This window comes from Geomonas sp. Red276 (assembly GCF_054784495.1).
The window spans coordinates 1-16860 of the sequence record NZ_BLXW01000018.1 but is presented as its reverse complement, the minus strand read 5'-3'; the positions used below and the strand labels follow the sequence as shown (position 1 = coordinate 16860).

The window sequence follows — 16860 nt, the reverse complement described above, 5'->3', positions numbered from 1 at the left end:
GGGGGCGGAAGGTGAGCGCTGGTCAGGCAAAAAATTCCCCCGGCCGGCGGGAGCCCCCCCTGACGGCCACTGGGACGCTTCCTTGAACGGGGAGCGATTGCTGGTAAAGTAGCTACGACCATGACACCTCCGCCATCCGACATAGCATCGCCCTCCGCCGAGATCCTCCCCGCGGAATTCCCCGACGCCACCCGTCCGGTGTTTCACCACGGCTTCCGTCAGCTTCGCCGTCTTTTCTCCTGCTGCCTCTTCTCGGTGGCGGCCCACCTCCTCTTCGTCCAACTGATCGCCCTGTTCGGGCACTACGATTTCGGCAAGCCGGTGGGAGCCCCTCCCGCGGTGACCGTCGACCTGGCCGAACTCTCTACCGCGAGCCCGCCGGCCGAAGAGCCGGCGGCGCCCGACGATGAGGAGGCCACCGAGGATACCGCCCAGGCGGAGCCCCCGGCTGCCGATGACCCGGCTCCCGCCCCGGCGAGCGAGCGCACAGACGCTCCCGTACCGGCGCCCGCCCAGGGACCTGCGAGCGTGCAGGCTCCCGCTCCGGCTGCCGCCCCGGCCGAACCGGAAAAGGTGGCCGCCCAGGCCCCCGCTCCCCGGATTCCGGAAGAGGCACCTGCGGCGAAGCCCGCCAGACAGGCCCCCGCGCCGGCCAAGGCGCTCGTGGTGGGGACCACTCCCCTGAAAGGGGTGGGCGATTTCATCGGCGCCAAGCACGAGAAGCTCAGCTACCAGATGATGATGCACGGCCTCCCCATCGGCGACGCCGAGCTGGAGGCCCATAACGAAAAGGGGATCACCTCCATCACCCTCAGGGTCAAGACCTCTCCCGCCGTCTCCGCCTTCTACCGGGTCGACGATTTCATCGAGACCCAGCAAGTGGCCGGCATGTACATCCAGACCAAGATCCGCCAGCAGGAGGGGAACTTTGCGAGCGACGAGATGTTCACCATCAACCTGCGGAAGAAGCGGGTCTCCTGGTTCGATCTCGTCGGCGCCCGGAGCCAGGTGACCGACGTCCCCAATTCCGAGGTGCTCGACTCCCTTTCCGGTATCTACTCGCTCCGTACCCGGCCGCTCCAGGTGGGCCAGAACGAGACGCTCCAGATCTACGATTCCGAGCGCTATGCCGCGGTGCCGGTGGAGGTGGTGCGCCGGGAGGTGATCACCCTCCCGAACCTTACCCGGGTCCCCACCCTGGTGGTTCGCCCGCTGGCCGCCTCGGGTGTCATCTTCCGCCGTACCGCCGACCTCATGATCTGGATGACCGACGACGACCGCAAGGTCCCGGTTAAGATCGAGACCACCCTGCCGGTCGGCCGGGTCACCGCCCGCCTGGTCTCCGCCGAGACCGAGCCGGTCATCCCGGCGACTCCCAAACGCTGATTCTTCAGGGTCCCGTAGTTCACCCTCGCCCCCCTTGGGGAGAGGGTGGCCGAAGGCTTTCGTTGGTTTACCCTCGCCCCCCTTGGGGGAGAGGGTGGCCGAAGGCCGGGTGAGGGCAGATTTTCAAAAACCTCCCTCACCCCAGCCCCTCTCCCCTGAAGGGGCGAGGGGATACGGATTGCTGCCACACTCCTGGGCGCGAGGGGATCTGCGACCGCTTTTTTCCAATCTCGCGCTCATGAAACTTTGAGCATCTCCCTCCTTTTTCTGCTACACTTCGCCTCATGAAAGGGATCTTGGCCGCACTCCTCATGGTTCTCGTGGCAGCCCCCCCGGCCCTGGCCGGCGGCCTGGGCACCCCCACCCTTTCGCCCCCCCTTTCCGCCGCCCGCTTCTTCGACACCGACCGCCTCTTGACCACGGCAGGGGTCAAGTACGAGGCCCCCCAGGTCACCCTGGAGCCGGAGCTCGGGCTCGCCTACCGGATCGCCGAAAGGGAGCAGACCGGGGGGCTCGACGAGTCGATCCACATGCTGCACGCCCAGGCGGGGGGGCGCCTGTCGCTTGCCAAGACCATGTACCTCTCGGCGGCCGCCAAGCTCCCGGTCTTGACCGTCGAGAACGCCGCCAACTACACCGGCCAGGACTTGGGAAGCCGGCGCGGCTACGACTTCACCCGTCCCTTCCGTTCCACCCCCTCCTGGACCGGCGAGCTCGGCATCCATCTCGGCCGCTCCAGCGACCTGACCCTCTACTACGACCAGAGCCAGATCGCCGGCTCCTTCCTCGGCCCGGTCCAGCAGGAGGAGCGGATCGGAACCCGGATCATCTGGAGGTTCAAGTGAGCTATCTCCTTTCCCTCGACCAGGGGACCACCTCGAGCCGGACTACCCTCTTCACCGCCACCGGCGAGACGGTGGCCACCGCCTCCCGCCCCTTCGCCCAGCACTACCCCCGGCCGGGGTGGGTCGAGCACGACCCGGAGGAGATCTGGGAGAGCCAGCTCGCCACCCTCAAGGAGGTGCTCGCCAGCGCCCCGGTCCCCCTTTCCGCCATCGCCTCGCTGGGGATCACCAACCAGCGGGAGACCACCATCGTCTGGGAGAGGGGAAGCGGCCGGCCGCTTTACCGGGCCATCGTCTGGCAGGACCGCCGCTGCGCCCCCCTGACCGACCGGCTGGCCGCCGAGGGGCTCGAGCCGGAGATCGCCCGGCGGACCGGCCTGCTCCTCGACCCGTACTTCTCGGCCGGCAAGCTCGCCTGGCTCTTCGAGAACGTCCCGGGGTTAAAGGAACGGGGCGAGCGGGGGGAGATCTGCTTCGGCACCGTGGACTCCTGGCTGATCTACCGCCTGAGCGGCGGGCGCCTCCACCTGACCGACCTCTCCAACGCGAGCCGCACCCTTCTCTTCAACATCCACACCCTCGACTGGGACGCCGAGCTCCTCCGGATCTTCGGGATTCCGGCCGCCATCCTCCCCCGGGTGCTTCCCAGCGCCTCCCCCTTCGGGAGCTGCGAGAAGGCGGTGACCGGGATGGCCGTCCCCATCACCGGGGTGGCCGGGGACCAGCAGGCGGCGCTCTTCGGACAGGGATGCCTTAGGCCGGGGATGGCCAAGGCCACCTTCGGCACCGGCGCCTTCGTGATGATGAACAGCGGCCGGGAAGGGGGGAAGGGGGAGGGGGTGCTTACCACGGTGGCCTGGCAGCTCCCGGGGGAGCCGGTGACCTACGCCCTGGAGGGATCGATCTTCATCGCGGGTGCTGCGGTGCAATGGCTCAAGGAGGGATTGGGGATCATCGGATCGGCGGCCGAGGTGGAGTCGCTGGCGAGAAGCGTCCCCGACGCGGGCGGGGTCTTCTTCGTCCCGGCCCTCTCGGGGCTCGGCACCCCCTACTGGGACCCGCACGCCCGCGGGGTGATCGCCGGGCTCACCCGCGGGTCTAGCCGCGCCCACCTGGCCCGGGCCGCCCTGGAGGCGATCGCCTACCAGACCGCCGACGCCACCGCCGCCATGGTGGCCGGCTGCGGGGTGCCCCTCTCCGAGTTGCGGGTGGACGGCGGTGCGGCCGCCAACGACCTCCTGCTGGAATTCATGGCGGGGGTGGTGGGGGCCCCGGTGCTGCGCCCGGCCTGCACGGAGAGCACGTCGCTCGGGGCGGCCTTCCTGGGGGGGATCGGAGCCGGGGTGCTCGACGCGGAGGCGGCGGCCGCCTGCTGGCGCCTCGAGAAGAGGTTCGAGCCGGGGATCGGCGAAGAAAGACGGAGGGAACTCTTGGCAAGGTGGCGGCGAAGCGTCCGCCTGTCGCTGGGATGGGACGCTCCCGGCTAGCCCTTCGGGTGGGGGGTGTCCAGCCGCTCCCTGACCGTGGCCAGGAGCTGGTCGGGGAGCAGCGGCTTCATGACCAGTTCCGTCCCGCTCTCCACCAGCCCGTTTCTGTCCACGATGTCCGCCGTGTAGCCGCTGATGAAGAGCGCCCCGGTCCCGGGCGCCACCTTCCTGATCTCCTCCAGTGCCTCCCTCCCGTTTTTCCCCGGCATCACCACGTCGAGGATGAGGAGGTCGATCTCCTCCCGGTGCTCCCGGAAACGCTCCACCGCCTCCGCGCCGTTCTCGGCCTCGAAGACCCGGTACCCCGCCCCGGTCAACACGCTCCGTAACAAGGTCCGCACCCCGGGATCGTCCTCGGCCACCAGGATGGTCTCGCTCCCCCCCGGGGCCTCCCTCCGCTCCACGGCGTCCGCCACCGGGACGAAATCGACGAGCGGGAGGTAGATGTTGAAGGTGGTCCCTTGCCCCGGCTCGCTGTAGACCGTGATGTACCCCTGGTGCTGCTTGACGATGCCGTAGACGATGGAGAGCCCGAGCCCGGTCCCCTGGCCGGACGGCTTGGTGGTGAAGAACGGCTCGAAGATCTTCTCCCGGGTCGCCTCGTCCATCCCCGCCCCGGTGTCCGACACCGACAAGAGCGCGAAGCTCCCCGCCTTCCCGTACCCGTGCAGCCGGACGAAATCCTCGCCGATCTCCAGCCGCCGGGTCCCGATCACCAGGCACCCCTTTCCCCCCATGGCGTCGCGGGCGTTGGCGGCCAGGTTCATCAGCACCTGGTCGAGCTGGTTGCCGTCCGCCATCACCGTCAGCTCCTCGGTCGAGAAGCGGGTGATGAGCTCGATGTGCTCCCCGATCAGCCGGGCGAGGAACTTCTGGGTGATCCGCAGGCGGTCGTTGAGCCTCATCGGCAAGGGGGTCATCGGCTGTTTGCGGCTGTAGGCCAGGAGGCTGCCGGTCAGGGCCAGGGCGCGCTCGGAGGCGTTCATGATCTGGTCCACCGGGTGCCGGAGCGGGTGCTCCTTCGGCAGGTCCATGGCGATCAGCCGGGCGAACCCCATCACCACGGTCAGGATGTTGTTGAAGTCGTGGGCCATCCCTCCCGCCAGCGTGCCGAGCGCCTCCATCTTCTGGGCGTGCCTGAGTTGCTGTTCGAGGGCGTTCTGCTCGGTGATGTCCCGGTAGCAGATCACCCGCCCGACGATCTCCTCCCCGATCACCTGCGGGGCGGAAAAGCGCTCCATGACCCGGCCGTCCTGGAACTGGATCAGGTCCCGGCTCTCCTGGCCGATCGCCTCGTACTGGTGGTTGGTGAGCGACATGAAGGCATCCGGGTCCTTCACCTGGGCCTTCACGTGGGAGCGGATCAAGGGGTCGTTGCCGGTCGCCATCACCTCGGGTGGGATCCGCCAGAGTTCGGTGAACCGCCGGTTGTAGATCACCGGCCTCCCCTCCAGGTCCCGCACCATGATCCCGTCCCCGGTCGACTCCAGGGTCCCCCGCAAAAGCGAAAGGGTCTGCTCCATCTGCTCCCGGGACTCCTTCCTCGTGGTGACGTCCCTCACGACGGCCAGCCACAGCCAGGCCCTCCCCAGCCGGAACGGGCTCAGCGAGAGTTCCACCGGGACCGCCGAGCCGTCCTTGCGGCTGCCGGTCAGCTCCCGGACCGCCGCCCGCTCCCCGTCCCGGTCACCCTCCGGGAGGCTGATCTCCCCCTCGAGCGCGCTCCCGAGGATGGTGGAGAGCGGGGCCCCCGTCATCTCGTCGGGGCGGTAGCCGAAGATGGTGCCGGCCGCCTGGTTGAAGGAGACGATGGTCCCGCTGCGGTCGGCCAGCACCACGCCGTCCACCAGGTGGGCCAGGATCTCGTCGGTGAGCGACATCTGCAGCGAGGCGACGTCGCGGTGAGGCTTCCAGATGAAGCGGTAGAGGAGGGGGGCGAAGAGCAGGGTGAGAAGACCCGCATCGGCCAGGTTCCGCAGCCAGGGGAGGCGGTCGGGGACCAGCAGCGGGATCAGGTACATGAGCAGGATCTCGATCGCGAACAGCACGAGGAGCAGGAGCGGTATCGTCCTGGAGAGGGAGGGAAGGTTCGCTGGTGAGATGTTCGGCTGTTTCACAAGACCTCTGGATGCGCGGGTTGGGGGGAGCGGCTCGCCGGTGTTGGGGGGCGCGGCCCTCAGGTTACGTTATCGGCGGAGATGACCGCTAACTTTAATGGGGATCGCGGTTTCCTGTTAACAATGAAAAAGCCCCGCCTCTTTCGAGACGGGGCTTTCCGGTACCAGGGGAAGGGGCGTCGGCACCCTCCCGGGCCTTCACCGGGAAGGATGGGCGCTACGGCCTTTCAGGAATCGACCAGGCGCCGGTTGAGCGGTTGAAGGCGTTGATGTAGGTCATGGGCGCCGTGGTTCCCGGGGCGAGCGGGCTCGACTCGATCGGGCCGGTGAAGGCGGCGGCCCCCTTCTGGAAGCGGCCGAATACCGAGACCTGGCTGGTGGCGGCGTCGGCGATGAGCGACTGGGCGACCGCGCTGGCGCTCACCGACTGGTCCATCGACATGTCGTCCAGGAAGTCGACGGAGTCGTAGACGAGGCGGCGGGTGATGGTCCTCGCGTGGACGTAGGAGGCGGGCTCCTTGTAGGCGAGGATGATGTTGAACATGGCCCCCTTGAGCTTGTAGACCTGCGCGTCGGTGAGGGCGGCTCCGCGGCCGGTGGTCACGTAGGTGCTCCAGTTGGTGGCGTTGGAGAGGGAGACCGGGTTGTTGGGGTCCACGATCGGGTACTGGACGAAGCTCACCTCGGTCGGGGTCTCCAGCGCCTCGTTGTCGGTCAGGTTGATGGTGATGCCGAAATTGTTCTCCAGGAAGCGGACCGCCAGCGCCAGGGCGGCGAACATCTCGTCGCGGTTTTCGTCCAGGAACTGGGTCCGGAAGTTCGCGGCGTTGATGGTGATGCCGTTCTCCTGGGTGTGGCAGTTGATGCAGACCTGGCTGTAGCTGTTCTGGAGGAAGGTCGGGTCGTCGAAGGTCAGCGTGTGGCCGGCGGTCATGTGGCAGACCACGCAGGGGCCGTTGGTCTGGAGGTTGGCCGGGGCCGGGTTGGTGACCGAGAAGTGGGAGTCGGTGATGATGTCGAGCGTCCCGAGTTTTCTGTGGGTGCTGGTGACCCCGCCCGAGATGTCGTTATTGGTGATCAGGCTCTTGCCGTAGGCGCCGGTGAGCGCCCCCGGGGTGGAGAAGTTGATGAAGCCGATCTTGCCGTACATGGTCGCCGCGGCCGGGAAGTAGTGGGGATCGAAGGGGGCCTGGGTGCGCAGCGGGGTGATGGCGGCACCCGCACGGGCGCCGGTACGGCCGGCGTGGCACGGGACGCAGACCTTGGAGTCGCCGATGTCGGCGGTCGGGAAGTTGCTCCCCGGGATCCGCTTGGTCACCCCGTCGAAGCGGGCGTAGGGGGTCGAGTAGGTCTGGAAGGCGATGGCCGGGTCGCTGGAGATCCTGCGCCAGCTGTAGTTGGAGTGGCAGGCCCAGCAGGCGATCACTTCCTTGGCGGAGCTGTAGGCCCCCAGCGTGGCGGCGGTGATGACCCTCTGGGCGCCGGTGGTCATGTACCAGCGGAAGCCGGTGGCGGTGTGGCAGCGGCTGCAGGCCCCCCCGGAGAACTTGATGAACGGTTCCTCGTCGAACGGCGCGTCGGTGGTGTCGCCGTGGCCGGAGGCGGCCCACTGGCGGTTGACCGGCAACAGGCTCGTCGGGTCGTGCGGGTTGTGGCAGCCGTTGCAGGCCGAGGCGCTCCGGTCGCCGGTGGCCGGGTTGACGATGGCCTGGGAGAGCCGGGAGAGCGGCAGCCCCAGGTAAGAGGCCGAGTTGTTGGCGAAGTGGACGTTCTGGGTCGCCATGGTGACCGTGTTGGTGTGGCACTGGACGCAGACCAGGTCGGTGGGAAGGGGCGGAATGCTCCCGTTGGAGGGGTGCCCGTCCACGTGGTGGCAGTCGTCGCACCCGGCGCCGCCGGCGGCGCTTGCGTGGGCCGAGGCCATCCATTCGGTGACCACCGAGTTGCCGGTCACGTGGCTCGTGGTGCCGGAGTGACAGCCAATGCAGCCCGTCGAGGCCCTAAGCTGCGGCGATGAGCCGCTTTCCCGGTGATCGGAGCCGCAACCGGCCACGACCAACATGAAAGCCCACAACACTGCTGCAACGAGGTTCACTTTTTTCATGCGTTAGATCCTCCTTGTAGGTGATGACCGATTCCCTAGTGGCAGATCCTGCAGGTTCTCTTGGTCCGGGCGCTGATGTTCCCCCCCTGGAAGTCGCGGGGGTGGGGGTTGATGCGGGCCCCGGAGGTGGCGCTGTGGCACCTCAGGCAGACGTCCCCCTCCGGGTGGCAGGACTGGCAGGACTGGAGGTTTCTGCGCGCCTCGGTGGAGTGCTCGCTGGTCCACACGTAGCTCTGGCTGTTGGAGCCGGTGGGGAGGTGCGACTTGATCCGCATCGATCCCCTCGGGAAGCGGTCGTGGCAGGCCTGGCAGTAGCTCTTGTCGTGGCAGCGGTAGCAGGTCTGCGGGTTGTCGAGCGCCTTTAACGGGTGGATGTTGACGAAGTCGGAGCGGTGGCTTTTCGGGATGTAGTCGCGTCCGAACTGGTCGGTGGAAAGATCGGCGGTGATGCCGCCACCCTGGTGGCAGTCGAGGCAGTAGGCCTGGGTGTGGCACTGGGCGCAGTTCTTGCCCGCCTTGCTGGCGGTCACCCGGTGGTTGCGGATCCAGTCGGCGTCGTGGTTGGGGGAGACCCCTTCTCCCTTGTGGCAGTCGTTGCACTCCCCTATCTTCATGTCGGCGTAATCCCGGTGGTTCTCCTTGTTCCCCTGTTTCTGGGCCAGGGCCTGCTGGGAGAAGAGCGCCGACAAGAGCGCGATGAGTGAAAGAAATAACAGTTTCCTCACGGGTTTACCCCCCTTTCTAGAAATCGTAATCGAAGACCACCCGGCCGGAGAAATTGCTCTCGAACCGGATGTTGACGTCATCCTGGATCCGCCCGGAGAGCGCCATGTTCTTGGCCAGGCGGTACCTCCCCCCCAGCCAGTAGCGGCGGGCGATCTCCTCGCCGGTCAGCGAATCCCTCCGGTAGGCATCCCAGTTGATGCCGCCCTCGACCAGGGAGTTCTTGTTGATGTCCCACCCTATCTCGGCGATCACCCCCCCCACCCGGCCGTAGTAGCCGTGGCGCTGGTCGTACTCGACGCTCAGGCGGACCGGCTCGATCGGGCGTACCCCGATCCCGGTGTGCCAGACGTCGGCGTCGCCCCCCTCGCCGAACTCCTCGTGGGTGTAGCCGCCGTTCACCGAGATCCGGTCGTTGATGGTGTAGTCGGCCCGGGCGACGTACTCCTGGTAGCGGTCGACGGCGAAGACCGAGTAGATGGAGGTGGTGTCGAACTGCGGGTAGCTCTGGTAGTACTCGCCGGTGAAGATCAGGCTGGAGGTGGGAAAGTACTTGATCCCCCCCAAGACCTCGTTGAAGGTCTCGGAGACCAGGTCGAAACGGGTGTTGCCGTAGAGCTTCAGGTTGCTCAGAAGGTACTGCTTGATGGTCCCCCCCACGATGTCGCGGGAGCAGTCGCCGTGGTCGAACTTGCGGAACCAGCTGACCTCGGCATCGGTATGCCTGAAGCCGGAGAGGTAGGCGGCCAGGCCGAAGGCGGCGTTGGAGGTGGTGCTCGCCTCGCCGTTCAGGCCGAAGATCACGTCACGCCCCCCCATCACGCTGAAGGCCACCGGCCCCACGTTCTTCAGGTCGATCTGGGCACCGTCGATGATGGCGCTGCCGGCTGCGTAGTTGACGAACTGCCGCCCCACCCGGGTGTCGATCTTGTCGAGGAAGTCCCGGTACTCCGCGTAGAGGTAGTAGAGCCTGCCGTTGGTACCCTGCCCGTTGGTGAAGTCCTGGCTGAGCCGGCCGTACCCCTGGACGGTCAGTTTCCCCTCCTTGTCCAGCCCGGTCGCCGAGAACCGCAGGTACTCGGCCAGCTCTATCTCGCGCCGGTCGTCGGTCAGCTCGTTGTTGAACGACTGGAACTGGGTGGAACTTCTGCCGTGGATCTCACCCGCCCAACCGGCCGCGGCCGGGAGCAGGAGAAGGCAGAGAAGCGTCGTTGAAAGACCTTTCATCCCCATTAATTTAGCCTCCTTTCCAAACGTGATCGCATCTTCTGCAGTGCATCCCCTGCCTCTCCTTTCCCTGGAGGAGCAATCGGGCGGGCTGTCGCTGCCGATTGCGCTGGCATTGCCGGTAAGTGGGCGTTAGGGCGACCGGTGAGGCTTTGGCGAGGCGCTCCGGTGAGGAGGTTGCGTGGGGCGGGCTAGGACGTGTTGGGGGGACCGAAAATCATGTGAGATCACCTCCGGAAGTTTTATTAAAAAACACTTGTTAGAAAATACCAATAAATTTTGGGATGGCAAGGCGTGAACGATCATTTCGTTCCCATGAACGGGAGGGAAGGGGGATACTGATGAAGAAGGGGAGGCGCCGGGGATGGTTAGCGGATATTATGTTGAGGAGGCCGCAGGGGTGATTTAGAATCGGTTTGTCCCCAGGGAGGCGAGGAGGGATTTTCCGGAGGTGCGTGATTTCCTGAGCAGATGGCAACGGAGTCGCCGATATGGGAATTTCAGTCGTCTTTACCAATGGGGAGGAGAGGATTGTCCCCGCCTACATGCTCGAATACCTGATCCGCGAGAGCCGGATCGTCGCCTTTCGCCGGTCGGCCGGGTGGGTCCGGATCGGGCTTGATCCCATCAGGAAGAGCCAGCAGCCCCTCTCGAAGCCGGGCCAGCGGTGGAGCGATTTCCTTTACAAACGCAAAGCCGGGTAAGGGGGACGGGCTTTCCGGCCGGCAACTCCCCGCTTTCATCCTCCCCCGTCCAGGACACCCCGCCAGCCGATCCGACGGCGCGGCAACGATCGGGTAAAAAAAAGCCGGATTGCCCTTCATCGGCAATCCGGCCAGGCACCCGGGGAACCCCCCGGGGCCGTGTCAGGAGTGGTTAGTTGGCGGAGAAAAGGATCTCGTCCCGGCGGTTTTTCGCCCTGGCAGCCTCGTCGTGTCCCGCCACCGCGGGCTTCTCCTTCCCGTAGCTCACCGTCGATACCCTCTCCGAGGGGATTCCCAGCGCCACCAGGTACTTCTTCGCTTCCTTGGCCCGCCGGTCACCCAGGGCCAGGTTGTAGTCGTCCGATCCCATCTCGTCGCAGTGCCCCTCGATGCGGACCTTGCGCCCGGCCGCCTGCTTGATCACCTCGGCGTCCTTGGAGAGCGAGCCCCGTGCCGGCTCGGTGAGCGAGGAGGAGTCGAAGTCGAAGTAGATCTTCTCCAGGGCGGCCTTGACCGCTCCCGTTCCTGCCGCGGCGCTCCCGCCGTTAATCGCACTTCCCTGCCCGTTGTCCGCCTGGTTCTGGGCGGTCCCTTCCCGCAGCTGGTCCCCCTTGATGGCGGTGGCGTCGCCCGCCTGGGTGGAGGCGTGGGAGGCGGCCGGCTTGGCGGCCGCAGTCTGGGCCGAGGCAGCCTGGATGGCGGGGGCGATGGCCTGGTCGGCCTTGACCGCCTGCTCCTTGGCGCAGCCGGCCAGGGCGCTCACGCCGAGGGCCAAAAGGCAGATGGTCGATTTGCAGATGCTGTTCATAACTACGGTACTCCTTTGTCCATGGTTGAAAGTTGTCGAAAAGACGCAGATATCCCGGCGGCGCCCGCCAAAGGGCGGCCGCGGGCACCGGCTTGGTGCGGTGGCGTCGGGTTATGGGGGAGAGTCGGTGCCGCTTTCTAGGCGCGGCGAGGAGGCGCTCGGGCCTCGCTTTGGGATGGGACGAAGGAGCAGCAGGGCTCGGTGACCCGGGAGAAGAGTCGGGGACGCTCGCTAACGGTGGCGCAAGGGGAGGGGACGAGGCCGTCGCGGGAAGCCACCACCTCGCGGGCGGAGGCCTCCTGGCAGATCCTTCCGCTGACCTCGAGGACGGCCCGCGGGAGCGGTTTGGCGTGGTGAGTCCGGCCGGCATCCGGCATCCTGGTCCACATGGCGACCAGCAGCAGGCAGAGGAAGACCACCAGAAAGAGGTGGCACCGCCTGCCGATATGACGCTCCAGCACGTTTCTCATGAGGCGAACATTTACACCAAATGCGGCCCGCAGGCAATAGGTTATTTTCCTCCCCCGCGTTGACATTTGTATCCCGCTTCCTAGAATCGTATACATAACGATTGCTTATAGTTAAATTTTAAGGTAACGTACGCCAGTTGCCCGGCCGGGGGCGCCGGTGCGGGGGAGGCGGCAGGCCGTGTCCCACCGCGGGTGCGCCTGGCTTTTTATGTTATTTCGATGAGTTAGGGGGAGGCATGGGCGCGATCGTAAATGACGAGAACGGCTTCATCTGCGAATGTGGGCTCCGCAACGACTACCCGAGCTACGTCCAGGACCATCGGAGCGTCAAGCTCATCTACTCGTGCGCCTGCCAGCGCCGGTACATCCTGTACCAGGGGACCGTCACCAGGGCGCAGCAGGGGGGACCGCAGGTCGCCAACGACGAGGCGTTCGGGGACTGAGCGGCCGGGCCGTTTTCCCGGCAAAATAAAAAGGCGGGGATGTCATCCCCGCCTTTTATGGTGTCCATTGACAAGCTAACCCACCCGGTTTTCCTACTTGGCAGGCTCCGCCGGCGCGTCGGCCGATGGAACTGCCGGAGCCGGTGCCGGTGCCGGTGCCGCCACGGGGGCCGCAGCCTTGTATTTCTCCAGATCCGCCTTGAGCTTCTCGATCTCGGCGGTCATGTTCTTCCTCTCCATGATCAGCTTGTTGTTCTTCTCCTTCAGCTTGGCATTTTCCGACTTGACCGTCTCCATCTCCTTGATGGCGGTATCCCACAGGATGGCGTCGGAGCGGAGCTTCTCCAGCTCGGCGTTTCTGTCCTCGAAGACCTTGACCCGCGCCTTGAGCTTGGTGATCTGGGCGGTCATCACCTTCAATTCCTCGGTATCCTTCTCCTTGTCGAGCTTGGTCTGCCCCATGGCCAGGTAGAGCTCCACCATGGCGGCGAAATGCTTGACGTCGCGGCCCGCCTCGGGCTTTAGGTCGCCGAACAGCGTCGGGAGCCCCGCCTTGAAGGCTTCCTCACCCTTCTTGAGCATGCCGCGGGCAGCCTCCACGTCGGCGGTGACGAGCTTGCTCTCCCCTGCCTTGTTGGAGAAGGCGTCGATGGCGACCTTGGCGGTCTCCAGCTCCTTCTGGGCCTTGGATTTTTCGTCGGCGAAGGCCGCCACCGGGATGAGCAGGGCGACCAGGCAAATGGCGATCAGTCGGCGCATCTTATTTCTCCTCCGGTGCCAGGTAGTGTTCGAGCTGCGATTCGAGCTTCTTGAGCTGGACCCGGTTGAGGGCGATCTCCTCGGCCAGCTCCTTTTCGCTCGCCTGGGCCTCGGCTACCGTGGCCTGCAGCTCCGCCTTCTCGACCTGCTGGGTGGCGAGCTTCTCGTTGCCGTTGGCGACCGCCCCCTGGGCGACCACCAGGCTGGTGGAGGCCGACTCCAGCATCTCCTTCGCGTAATCGCCGACCTTGCCGGCCTTGAGCTTTTCGACCCGTTCGGTGGTCATTTTGATCCGCTCGGAGATGTCCTTGGGGACCTTGCCGGCCGCTCCCCAAGCCGCGGTGGCGGAAAAGATCACTGCCGTAACTATCATCACAATTCGCCGCATGTAGCCCCTCCTGATACGTCCTTACCGGCCGCTCGCCGGTCCCATCCGTCCTTGCCCGGCACGGTATGGTCCTCATTGTAGACCAACGTTTTAGACTAAAATGAGCTCAAGGTCAATAACATCCGCAGCGGCGGGAGAAATTCCCCTCCCGGGGCCGTCTTGAGTTGGTCGGTTTTTTGCAGCTCTCAGGAGTCCGCCCCAAGCTTGGGTAGGTGGGGCCCCTGAAACAGCGGGCCGGGCCCGACATGCCCGAGGAGTTTGACGGACAGTTGACACCCTGCCTGCACCGGTGTCAAAAAATCCCGCTCTTTTTGCGCTGCCGGTCGGGGGCGCAGACGAGGTGAATACGGAGATGAAGGTAGATCCTTTGCAGGTGGTGAGTACCGTGCCGTCGCCGGCGGCCGAGGCGGCGAGGAGCGGTGGCGGAGATGGCCGTTTCCAGGCGCTGCTCGATTCGGTGGCTGCCGGAGAGAGCGCGGCCTTGAAGCCCGAGCAGGTGGCCGCCGAGATGTTGCGGATAGAGATGATGCAGAGCACCCTGTCGATCTTCGGCGGAGGCGACAACCCCGGCGGGGGCGGCGGCAGCGTGCTGGAGTCCTGGGGGCGGGGGCTTCCCCGTAATTTCACCGGCTGGCAGACCGCGTCAGGACCGGTCCCGCTTCCACCCGCCGGACAACAGCCGGCCGAGCCGGTGGGAAGCGGGGTAGTGGCCGACGCGGGAGATCCCTCCGGGATCGAGGCGACCGCCGAACGTTACCTGGGGACCCCGTACCGTTTCGGCGGCGAAGGGGCGGACGGCATCGACTGTTCCAGTTTCGTGCAGCAGGTCTTCCGGGAGCACCAGGTCGATCTGCCAAGGACCGCGGCCGAGCAGGCCCGCGTGGGGGAAGGGGTGCCGCTCGGGGAGCTTAAGAAGGGAGATCTTCTCTTTTTCCATACCTACGCATCCTACCCGTCCCATGTCGGGATCTACCTAGGAGATGGCAAGATGATCCATGCCTCCTCCGGCAAAGGAGAAGTCACCGTCTCCGACATCAACAGCAGCTACTACCAGTCGCGCTTCATGGGGGCGCGGCGGGTGACCTAATTCTCCTTCACCCTCGGCGGCTCTTTCTGACCCGGTAGAGGCGTTCCGTAAAGCCGCCGTTGGTCTCGAAGGCCGAAGCCAGCGTCGTCAACTGTCGCTCCAGCAGAGCACAGGCCACCGCAATAAGGACCAGTGCCGCATTGGCGGCCACTTCCGGAAGCGGGGGCTGTGTGGACACGGTGGACACGGTGGACACGGTGGCGAAGTGTTGGGCATTGACCCAGGCGGCGACTGTGTCGGCGTCCTGGGGCCGGAGGTCGATGAGGGCTTGGCGTCGCGGGTCGTGGCGGTCCCACAGTGGCAGACCACGTTGGCGCAGGAAGTCCTCGTAGTCCAGGCGCAGCTCCTCCAGGCTGGCGCGGGCCACGTTGGTCAGTTTAAGCTCAGTTTTCTTCGAAGTTCCCGAGGCCTGGCTCCCCTCGGCGATATTTTGCACCCCCGACCGGGCCGCCTGGACCATCTGGTCGTGAGTACGGCTATGGCGGTTGATGAAGCGGTCACAGAACCTGACCGTGAAGTCGTAGACCACCTGAGCCACCTGGAAGCTCACCAGCTTTCGGTACCCCCCGTGGCAAGGAATCAAAGGCTCGTCCATAACTCCTCCCCTCGCACCAGTTCAGTCCACCAAGTCCACCAGGTCCACCAAGTCCACCAAGTCCACCAGGTCCACCAGGTCCACCAGGTCCACCAGGTCCACCAGGTCCACCAGGTCCACCAGGTCCACCAAGTCCACCAGGTCCACCAAGTCCACCAAGTCCACCAGCGTCCACCAGCGTCCACCAGCGTAAATGAAACCGCACGATGCCACCCACGTCAATGGCAACCAAACGCACCGCGGGCGGTCAACCGCCCGCACTGTCACAGGCACTCTCATAGCGCGCCAACCTGAAAAAAATGTCTCTAAATCACCCTGCTCCATTTGACAGAACCATGAGAGAGCGGTAAGAAATAAAGTACCATTTTTTCAACGAAGGCATTAACCAGCTCTTATAATGCGCCATTGTCGAGCCTGGACCGGTGTCTACCCCAACACTTGTGTCCGACTGAGTACTTTCAGCCAAGGCAGTGCCTCTAGTTGTGTGAGAAAGAGAGGGTGCGTATGAATTTCTTCGATGCGGGGATTTTGCACTTTCTGAACCATTTCGCTCACCACTCATGGACCTTTGATTTCTGGGTACACTGGCTCACCGCCGACGACTTTCAAAAAGGTGGCGTCGTCGCCCTGCTCCTCTGGTGGGCGTGGTTCCTGCCCGCCGAAGATCTCCAGGAAAACCGTGAGAAACTGATCTGTATCGCCTTTGCCGCGGTCCTCGCCGTCATCGTTTCCCGCGTCTCCAGCGAACTGCTTCCCCTCCGTCCCCGGCCGCTGCATCTTCCCGAACTGCACCTACAGCTTCCCTACACCGTCTCGCGGACCGAGCTCATGCATTGGAACTCCTTCCCGAGCGACCATGCCGTCCTCTTCTATGCCCTCGTCACCGGATTCTTCCTCGTCAACCGGCGGATCGGCATCATTTCCTTTCTCTACGTCACCATCTTCATCATCGTCCCGAGGATGTATCTCGGCTTCCACTACCCCACCGACATCATGGCGGGAGGCTTGCTGGGGGCTGCGGTCACCTATCTTTGCTGTCTTCCGAAGGTACGGGGCAAGCTCGTGCGCCCGATCCTCTCGTTGAGTGTCAGCTCACCCTCGCTCTTCTATGCCTGTTGTTTCTTCTACACCTACCAGCTCGCCTGCTCCTTCTCCTGGGTGAACAAGACCCTCTCCACCACCCTGCAGATCACCTCCGGGGTTCTCGAGAAGCTCCACCTGTAGCGCCACCTCCGCTGCACCGTGCCAGGCACCTCCCGCCCTGGCGCCGAGCCTGTTAGAATAACTGCAACGGCTCTCACCAGTTAAAAGCAGGAGGACGGACATGTCTCTCAAGCGGATGGACAACGTGCTGATAGTGGTCGACGACCTGGAGGCGGTGAAAGCGTTCTTTGTCGAGCTTGGAATGGAGCTGGAAGGAGAGATGCCGATCGAGGGGAGTTGGGTGGACCGTAGGCCCGGCATTGTCGCTATCGATGGACACCGATGACCGGGCAAAACGTGAAGTTGTCGCGACCGAAGAGAAGAAGATTGCGACTCTTTGACTTTTGTTGCGGCCGGGGAGGATAAAATTGCGACTGCCGACCTGGGCCTGTAAACAGTTTTGTGTAAATGGTTCGGCTTCCGGTTTCTACAGATTGATCGGCATCCTGTCCTCAAAGAGGATGGTGAACCGATTCATGGCAGCCTTCCAGTCTCTGATCGGCAGGGTCCATTT

18 protein-coding genes are annotated in these 16860 nt (G+C 64.9%); 8 read left to right on the top strand and 10 right to left on the bottom strand.

The genetic code is table 11. From position 1 onward, the window contains the following. The first annotated feature begins 120 nt into the window (after positions 1–120). The 3 genes from ACYVL5_RS13565 to glpK all read left to right on the top strand — a co-directional run bounded on the left by ACYVL5_RS13565 (position 121) and on the right by glpK (position 3718). Positions 121–1386: a DUF3108 domain-containing protein gene (locus tag ACYVL5_RS13565; RefSeq protein ID WP_460596113.1), complete on the top strand. Its 1266-nt coding sequence runs from the start codon at positions 121–123 to the stop codon at positions 1384–1386. A 296-nt stretch (positions 1387–1682) separates the two neighbouring features. Continuing rightward, the gene (locus tag ACYVL5_RS13560) at positions 1683–2231 is read left to right on the top strand and encodes a hypothetical protein (RefSeq protein WP_460596112.1); all 549 of its coding nucleotides are present in this window, start codon (positions 1683–1685) and stop codon (positions 2229–2231) included. Next, positions 2228–3718 carry an FGGY family carbohydrate kinase gene (gene glpK / locus ACYVL5_RS13555; RefSeq protein WP_460596111.1) on the top strand — a complete coding sequence of 497 codons (1491 nt, stop codon included), beginning with the start codon at positions 2228–2230 and terminating at the stop codon, positions 3716–3718. The genes ACYVL5_RS13560 and glpK overlap by 4 nt, the downstream gene beginning before the upstream one ends. Here the strand turns inward: glpK and ACYVL5_RS13550 are convergent. The 4 genes from ACYVL5_RS13550 to ACYVL5_RS13535 form a co-directional block, all read right to left on the bottom strand. After that, positions 3715–5835 (bottom strand): hybrid sensor histidine kinase/response regulator, encoded by a 2121-nt coding sequence (locus ACYVL5_RS13550; RefSeq protein ID WP_460596110.1) that lies wholly within the window; start codon positions 5833–5835, stop codon positions 3715–3717. The two genes, glpK and ACYVL5_RS13550, sit on opposite strands and share 4 nt — an antisense overlap. Positions 5836–6052: 217 nt before the next feature. Next, a complete protein-coding gene (locus tag ACYVL5_RS13545) occupies positions 6053–7939 on the bottom strand; it encodes a hypothetical protein (protein ID WP_460596109.1) in 1887 nt (628 codons plus the stop codon). Between the two features lie 35 nt (positions 7940–7974). Beyond that, on the bottom strand, positions 7975–8664 hold the full coding sequence (locus ACYVL5_RS13540; protein WP_460596108.1) for a cytochrome C: 690 nt from the start codon (positions 8662–8664) through the stop codon (positions 7975–7977). 16 nt (positions 8665–8680) lie between these two features. Beyond that, the gene (locus tag ACYVL5_RS13535; protein WP_460596107.1) at positions 8681–9895 is read right to left on the bottom strand and encodes a hypothetical protein; all 1215 of its coding nucleotides are present in this window, start codon (positions 9893–9895) and stop codon (positions 8681–8683) included. 485 nt (positions 9896–10380) lie between these two features. Between ACYVL5_RS13535 and ACYVL5_RS13530 the strand changes: the two genes are divergently transcribed. Continuing rightward, entirely contained in the window at positions 10381–10593 is a 213-nt protein-coding gene (locus ACYVL5_RS13530; protein WP_460596106.1) for a GSU3473 family protein, read from the top strand. A gap of 172 nt (positions 10594–10765) precedes the next feature. Here the strand turns inward: ACYVL5_RS13530 and ACYVL5_RS13525 are convergent, their stop codons facing one another. After that, the gene (locus ACYVL5_RS13525) at positions 10766–11401 is read right to left on the bottom strand and encodes an OmpA family protein (RefSeq protein ID WP_460596105.1); all 636 of its coding nucleotides are present in this window, start codon (positions 11399–11401) and stop codon (positions 10766–10768) included. A gap of 137 nt (positions 11402–11538) precedes the next feature. Next, positions 11539–11871, bottom strand: coding sequence for a hypothetical protein (locus ACYVL5_RS13520; protein WP_460596104.1), 333 nt, complete (start codon positions 11869–11871; stop codon positions 11539–11541). Between the two features lie 236 nt (positions 11872–12107). On the opposite strand from ACYVL5_RS13520, the gene ACYVL5_RS13515 reads away from it, so the two are divergent. Further along, positions 12108–12314 (top strand): hypothetical protein, encoded by a 207-nt coding sequence (locus ACYVL5_RS13515; RefSeq protein WP_460596103.1) that lies wholly within the window; start codon positions 12108–12110, stop codon positions 12312–12314. A 93-nt stretch (positions 12315–12407) separates the two neighbouring features. Here the strand turns inward: ACYVL5_RS13515 and ACYVL5_RS13510 are convergent, their stop codons facing one another. Further along, complete coding sequence (locus ACYVL5_RS13510; protein ID WP_460596102.1) at positions 12408–13073, bottom strand: hypothetical protein; 666 nt, start codon at positions 13071–13073, stop codon at positions 12408–12410. Position 13074: 1 nt separating this feature from the next. Then, positions 13075–13461 (bottom strand): hypothetical protein, encoded by a 387-nt coding sequence (locus ACYVL5_RS13505; protein WP_460596101.1) that lies wholly within the window; start codon positions 13459–13461, stop codon positions 13075–13077. Between the two features lie 352 nt (positions 13462–13813). On the opposite strand from ACYVL5_RS13505, the gene ACYVL5_RS13500 reads away from it, so the two are divergent. Beyond that, positions 13814–14548 (top strand): C40 family peptidase, encoded by a 735-nt coding sequence (locus tag ACYVL5_RS13500; protein WP_460596100.1) that lies wholly within the window; start codon positions 13814–13816, stop codon positions 14546–14548. 7 nt (positions 14549–14555) lie between these two features. Here the strand turns inward: ACYVL5_RS13500 and ACYVL5_RS13495 are convergent, their stop codons facing one another. Together ACYVL5_RS13495 and ACYVL5_RS13490 are read right to left on the bottom strand one after the other, a co-directional pair. Beyond that, complete coding sequence (locus tag ACYVL5_RS13495) at positions 14556–15131, bottom strand: four helix bundle suffix domain-containing protein (RefSeq protein ID WP_460596099.1); 576 nt, start codon at positions 15129–15131, stop codon at positions 14556–14558. 33 nt (positions 15132–15164) lie between these two features. Further along, positions 15165–15308 carry a hypothetical protein gene (locus ACYVL5_RS13490; protein ID WP_460596098.1) on the bottom strand — a complete coding sequence of 48 codons (144 nt, stop codon included), beginning with the start codon at positions 15306–15308 and terminating at the stop codon, positions 15165–15167. A gap of 339 nt (positions 15309–15647) precedes the next feature. Between ACYVL5_RS13490 and ACYVL5_RS13485 the strand changes: the two genes are divergently transcribed. Both ACYVL5_RS13485 and ACYVL5_RS13480 read left to right on the top strand, forming a co-directional pair. Continuing rightward, complete coding sequence (locus ACYVL5_RS13485) at positions 15648–16367, top strand: phosphatase PAP2 family protein (protein ID WP_460596097.1); 720 nt, start codon at positions 15648–15650, stop codon at positions 16365–16367. Between the two features lie 100 nt (positions 16368–16467). Then, on the top strand, positions 16468–16632 hold the full coding sequence (locus ACYVL5_RS13480) for a VOC family protein (RefSeq protein ID WP_460596096.1): 165 nt from the start codon (positions 16468–16470) through the stop codon (positions 16630–16632). The last annotated feature ends 228 nt before the right edge of the window (positions 16633–16860 follow it).

Excerpts from the sequence above, each read along its gene's own strand:
- ACYVL5_RS13505 (WP_460596101.1), bottom strand. The coding sequence starts at position 13,461 with ATGCGGCGAATTGTGATGATAGTTACGGCAGTGATCTTTTCCGCCACC.
- ACYVL5_RS13565 (WP_460596113.1), top strand. The coding sequence starts at position 121 with ATGACACCTCCGCCATCCGACATAGCATCGCCCTCCGCCGAGATCCTC.
- ACYVL5_RS13500 (WP_460596100.1), top strand. The coding sequence starts at position 13,814 with ATGAAGGTAGATCCTTTGCAGGTGGTGAGTACCGTGCCGTCGCCGGCG.
- ACYVL5_RS13480 (WP_460596096.1), top strand. The coding sequence starts at position 16,468 with ATGTCTCTCAAGCGGATGGACAACGTGCTGATAGTGGTCGACGACCTG.
- ACYVL5_RS13525 (WP_460596105.1), bottom strand. The coding sequence starts at position 11,401 with ATGAACAGCATCTGCAAATCGACCATCTGCCTTTTGGCCCTCGGCGTG.
- ACYVL5_RS13485 (WP_460596097.1), top strand. The coding sequence starts at position 15,648 with ATGAATTTCTTCGATGCGGGGATTTTGCACTTTCTGAACCATTTCGCT.
- ACYVL5_RS13535 (WP_460596107.1), bottom strand. The coding sequence starts at position 9,895 with ATGGGGATGAAAGGTCTTTCAACGACGCTTCTCTGCCTTCTCCTGCTC.
- ACYVL5_RS13510 (WP_460596102.1), bottom strand. The coding sequence starts at position 13,073 with ATGCGCCGACTGATCGCCATTTGCCTGGTCGCCCTGCTCATCCCGGTG.
- ACYVL5_RS13530 (WP_460596106.1), top strand. The coding sequence starts at position 10,381 with ATGGGAATTTCAGTCGTCTTTACCAATGGGGAGGAGAGGATTGTCCCC.
- ACYVL5_RS13545 (WP_460596109.1), bottom strand. The coding sequence starts at position 7,939 with ATGAAAAAAGTGAACCTCGTTGCAGCAGTGTTGTGGGCTTTCATGTTG.
- ACYVL5_RS13515 (WP_460596103.1), top strand. The coding sequence starts at position 12,108 with ATGGGCGCGATCGTAAATGACGAGAACGGCTTCATCTGCGAATGTGGG.
- ACYVL5_RS13520 (WP_460596104.1), bottom strand. The coding sequence starts at position 11,871 with ATGAGAAACGTGCTGGAGCGTCATATCGGCAGGCGGTGCCACCTCTTT.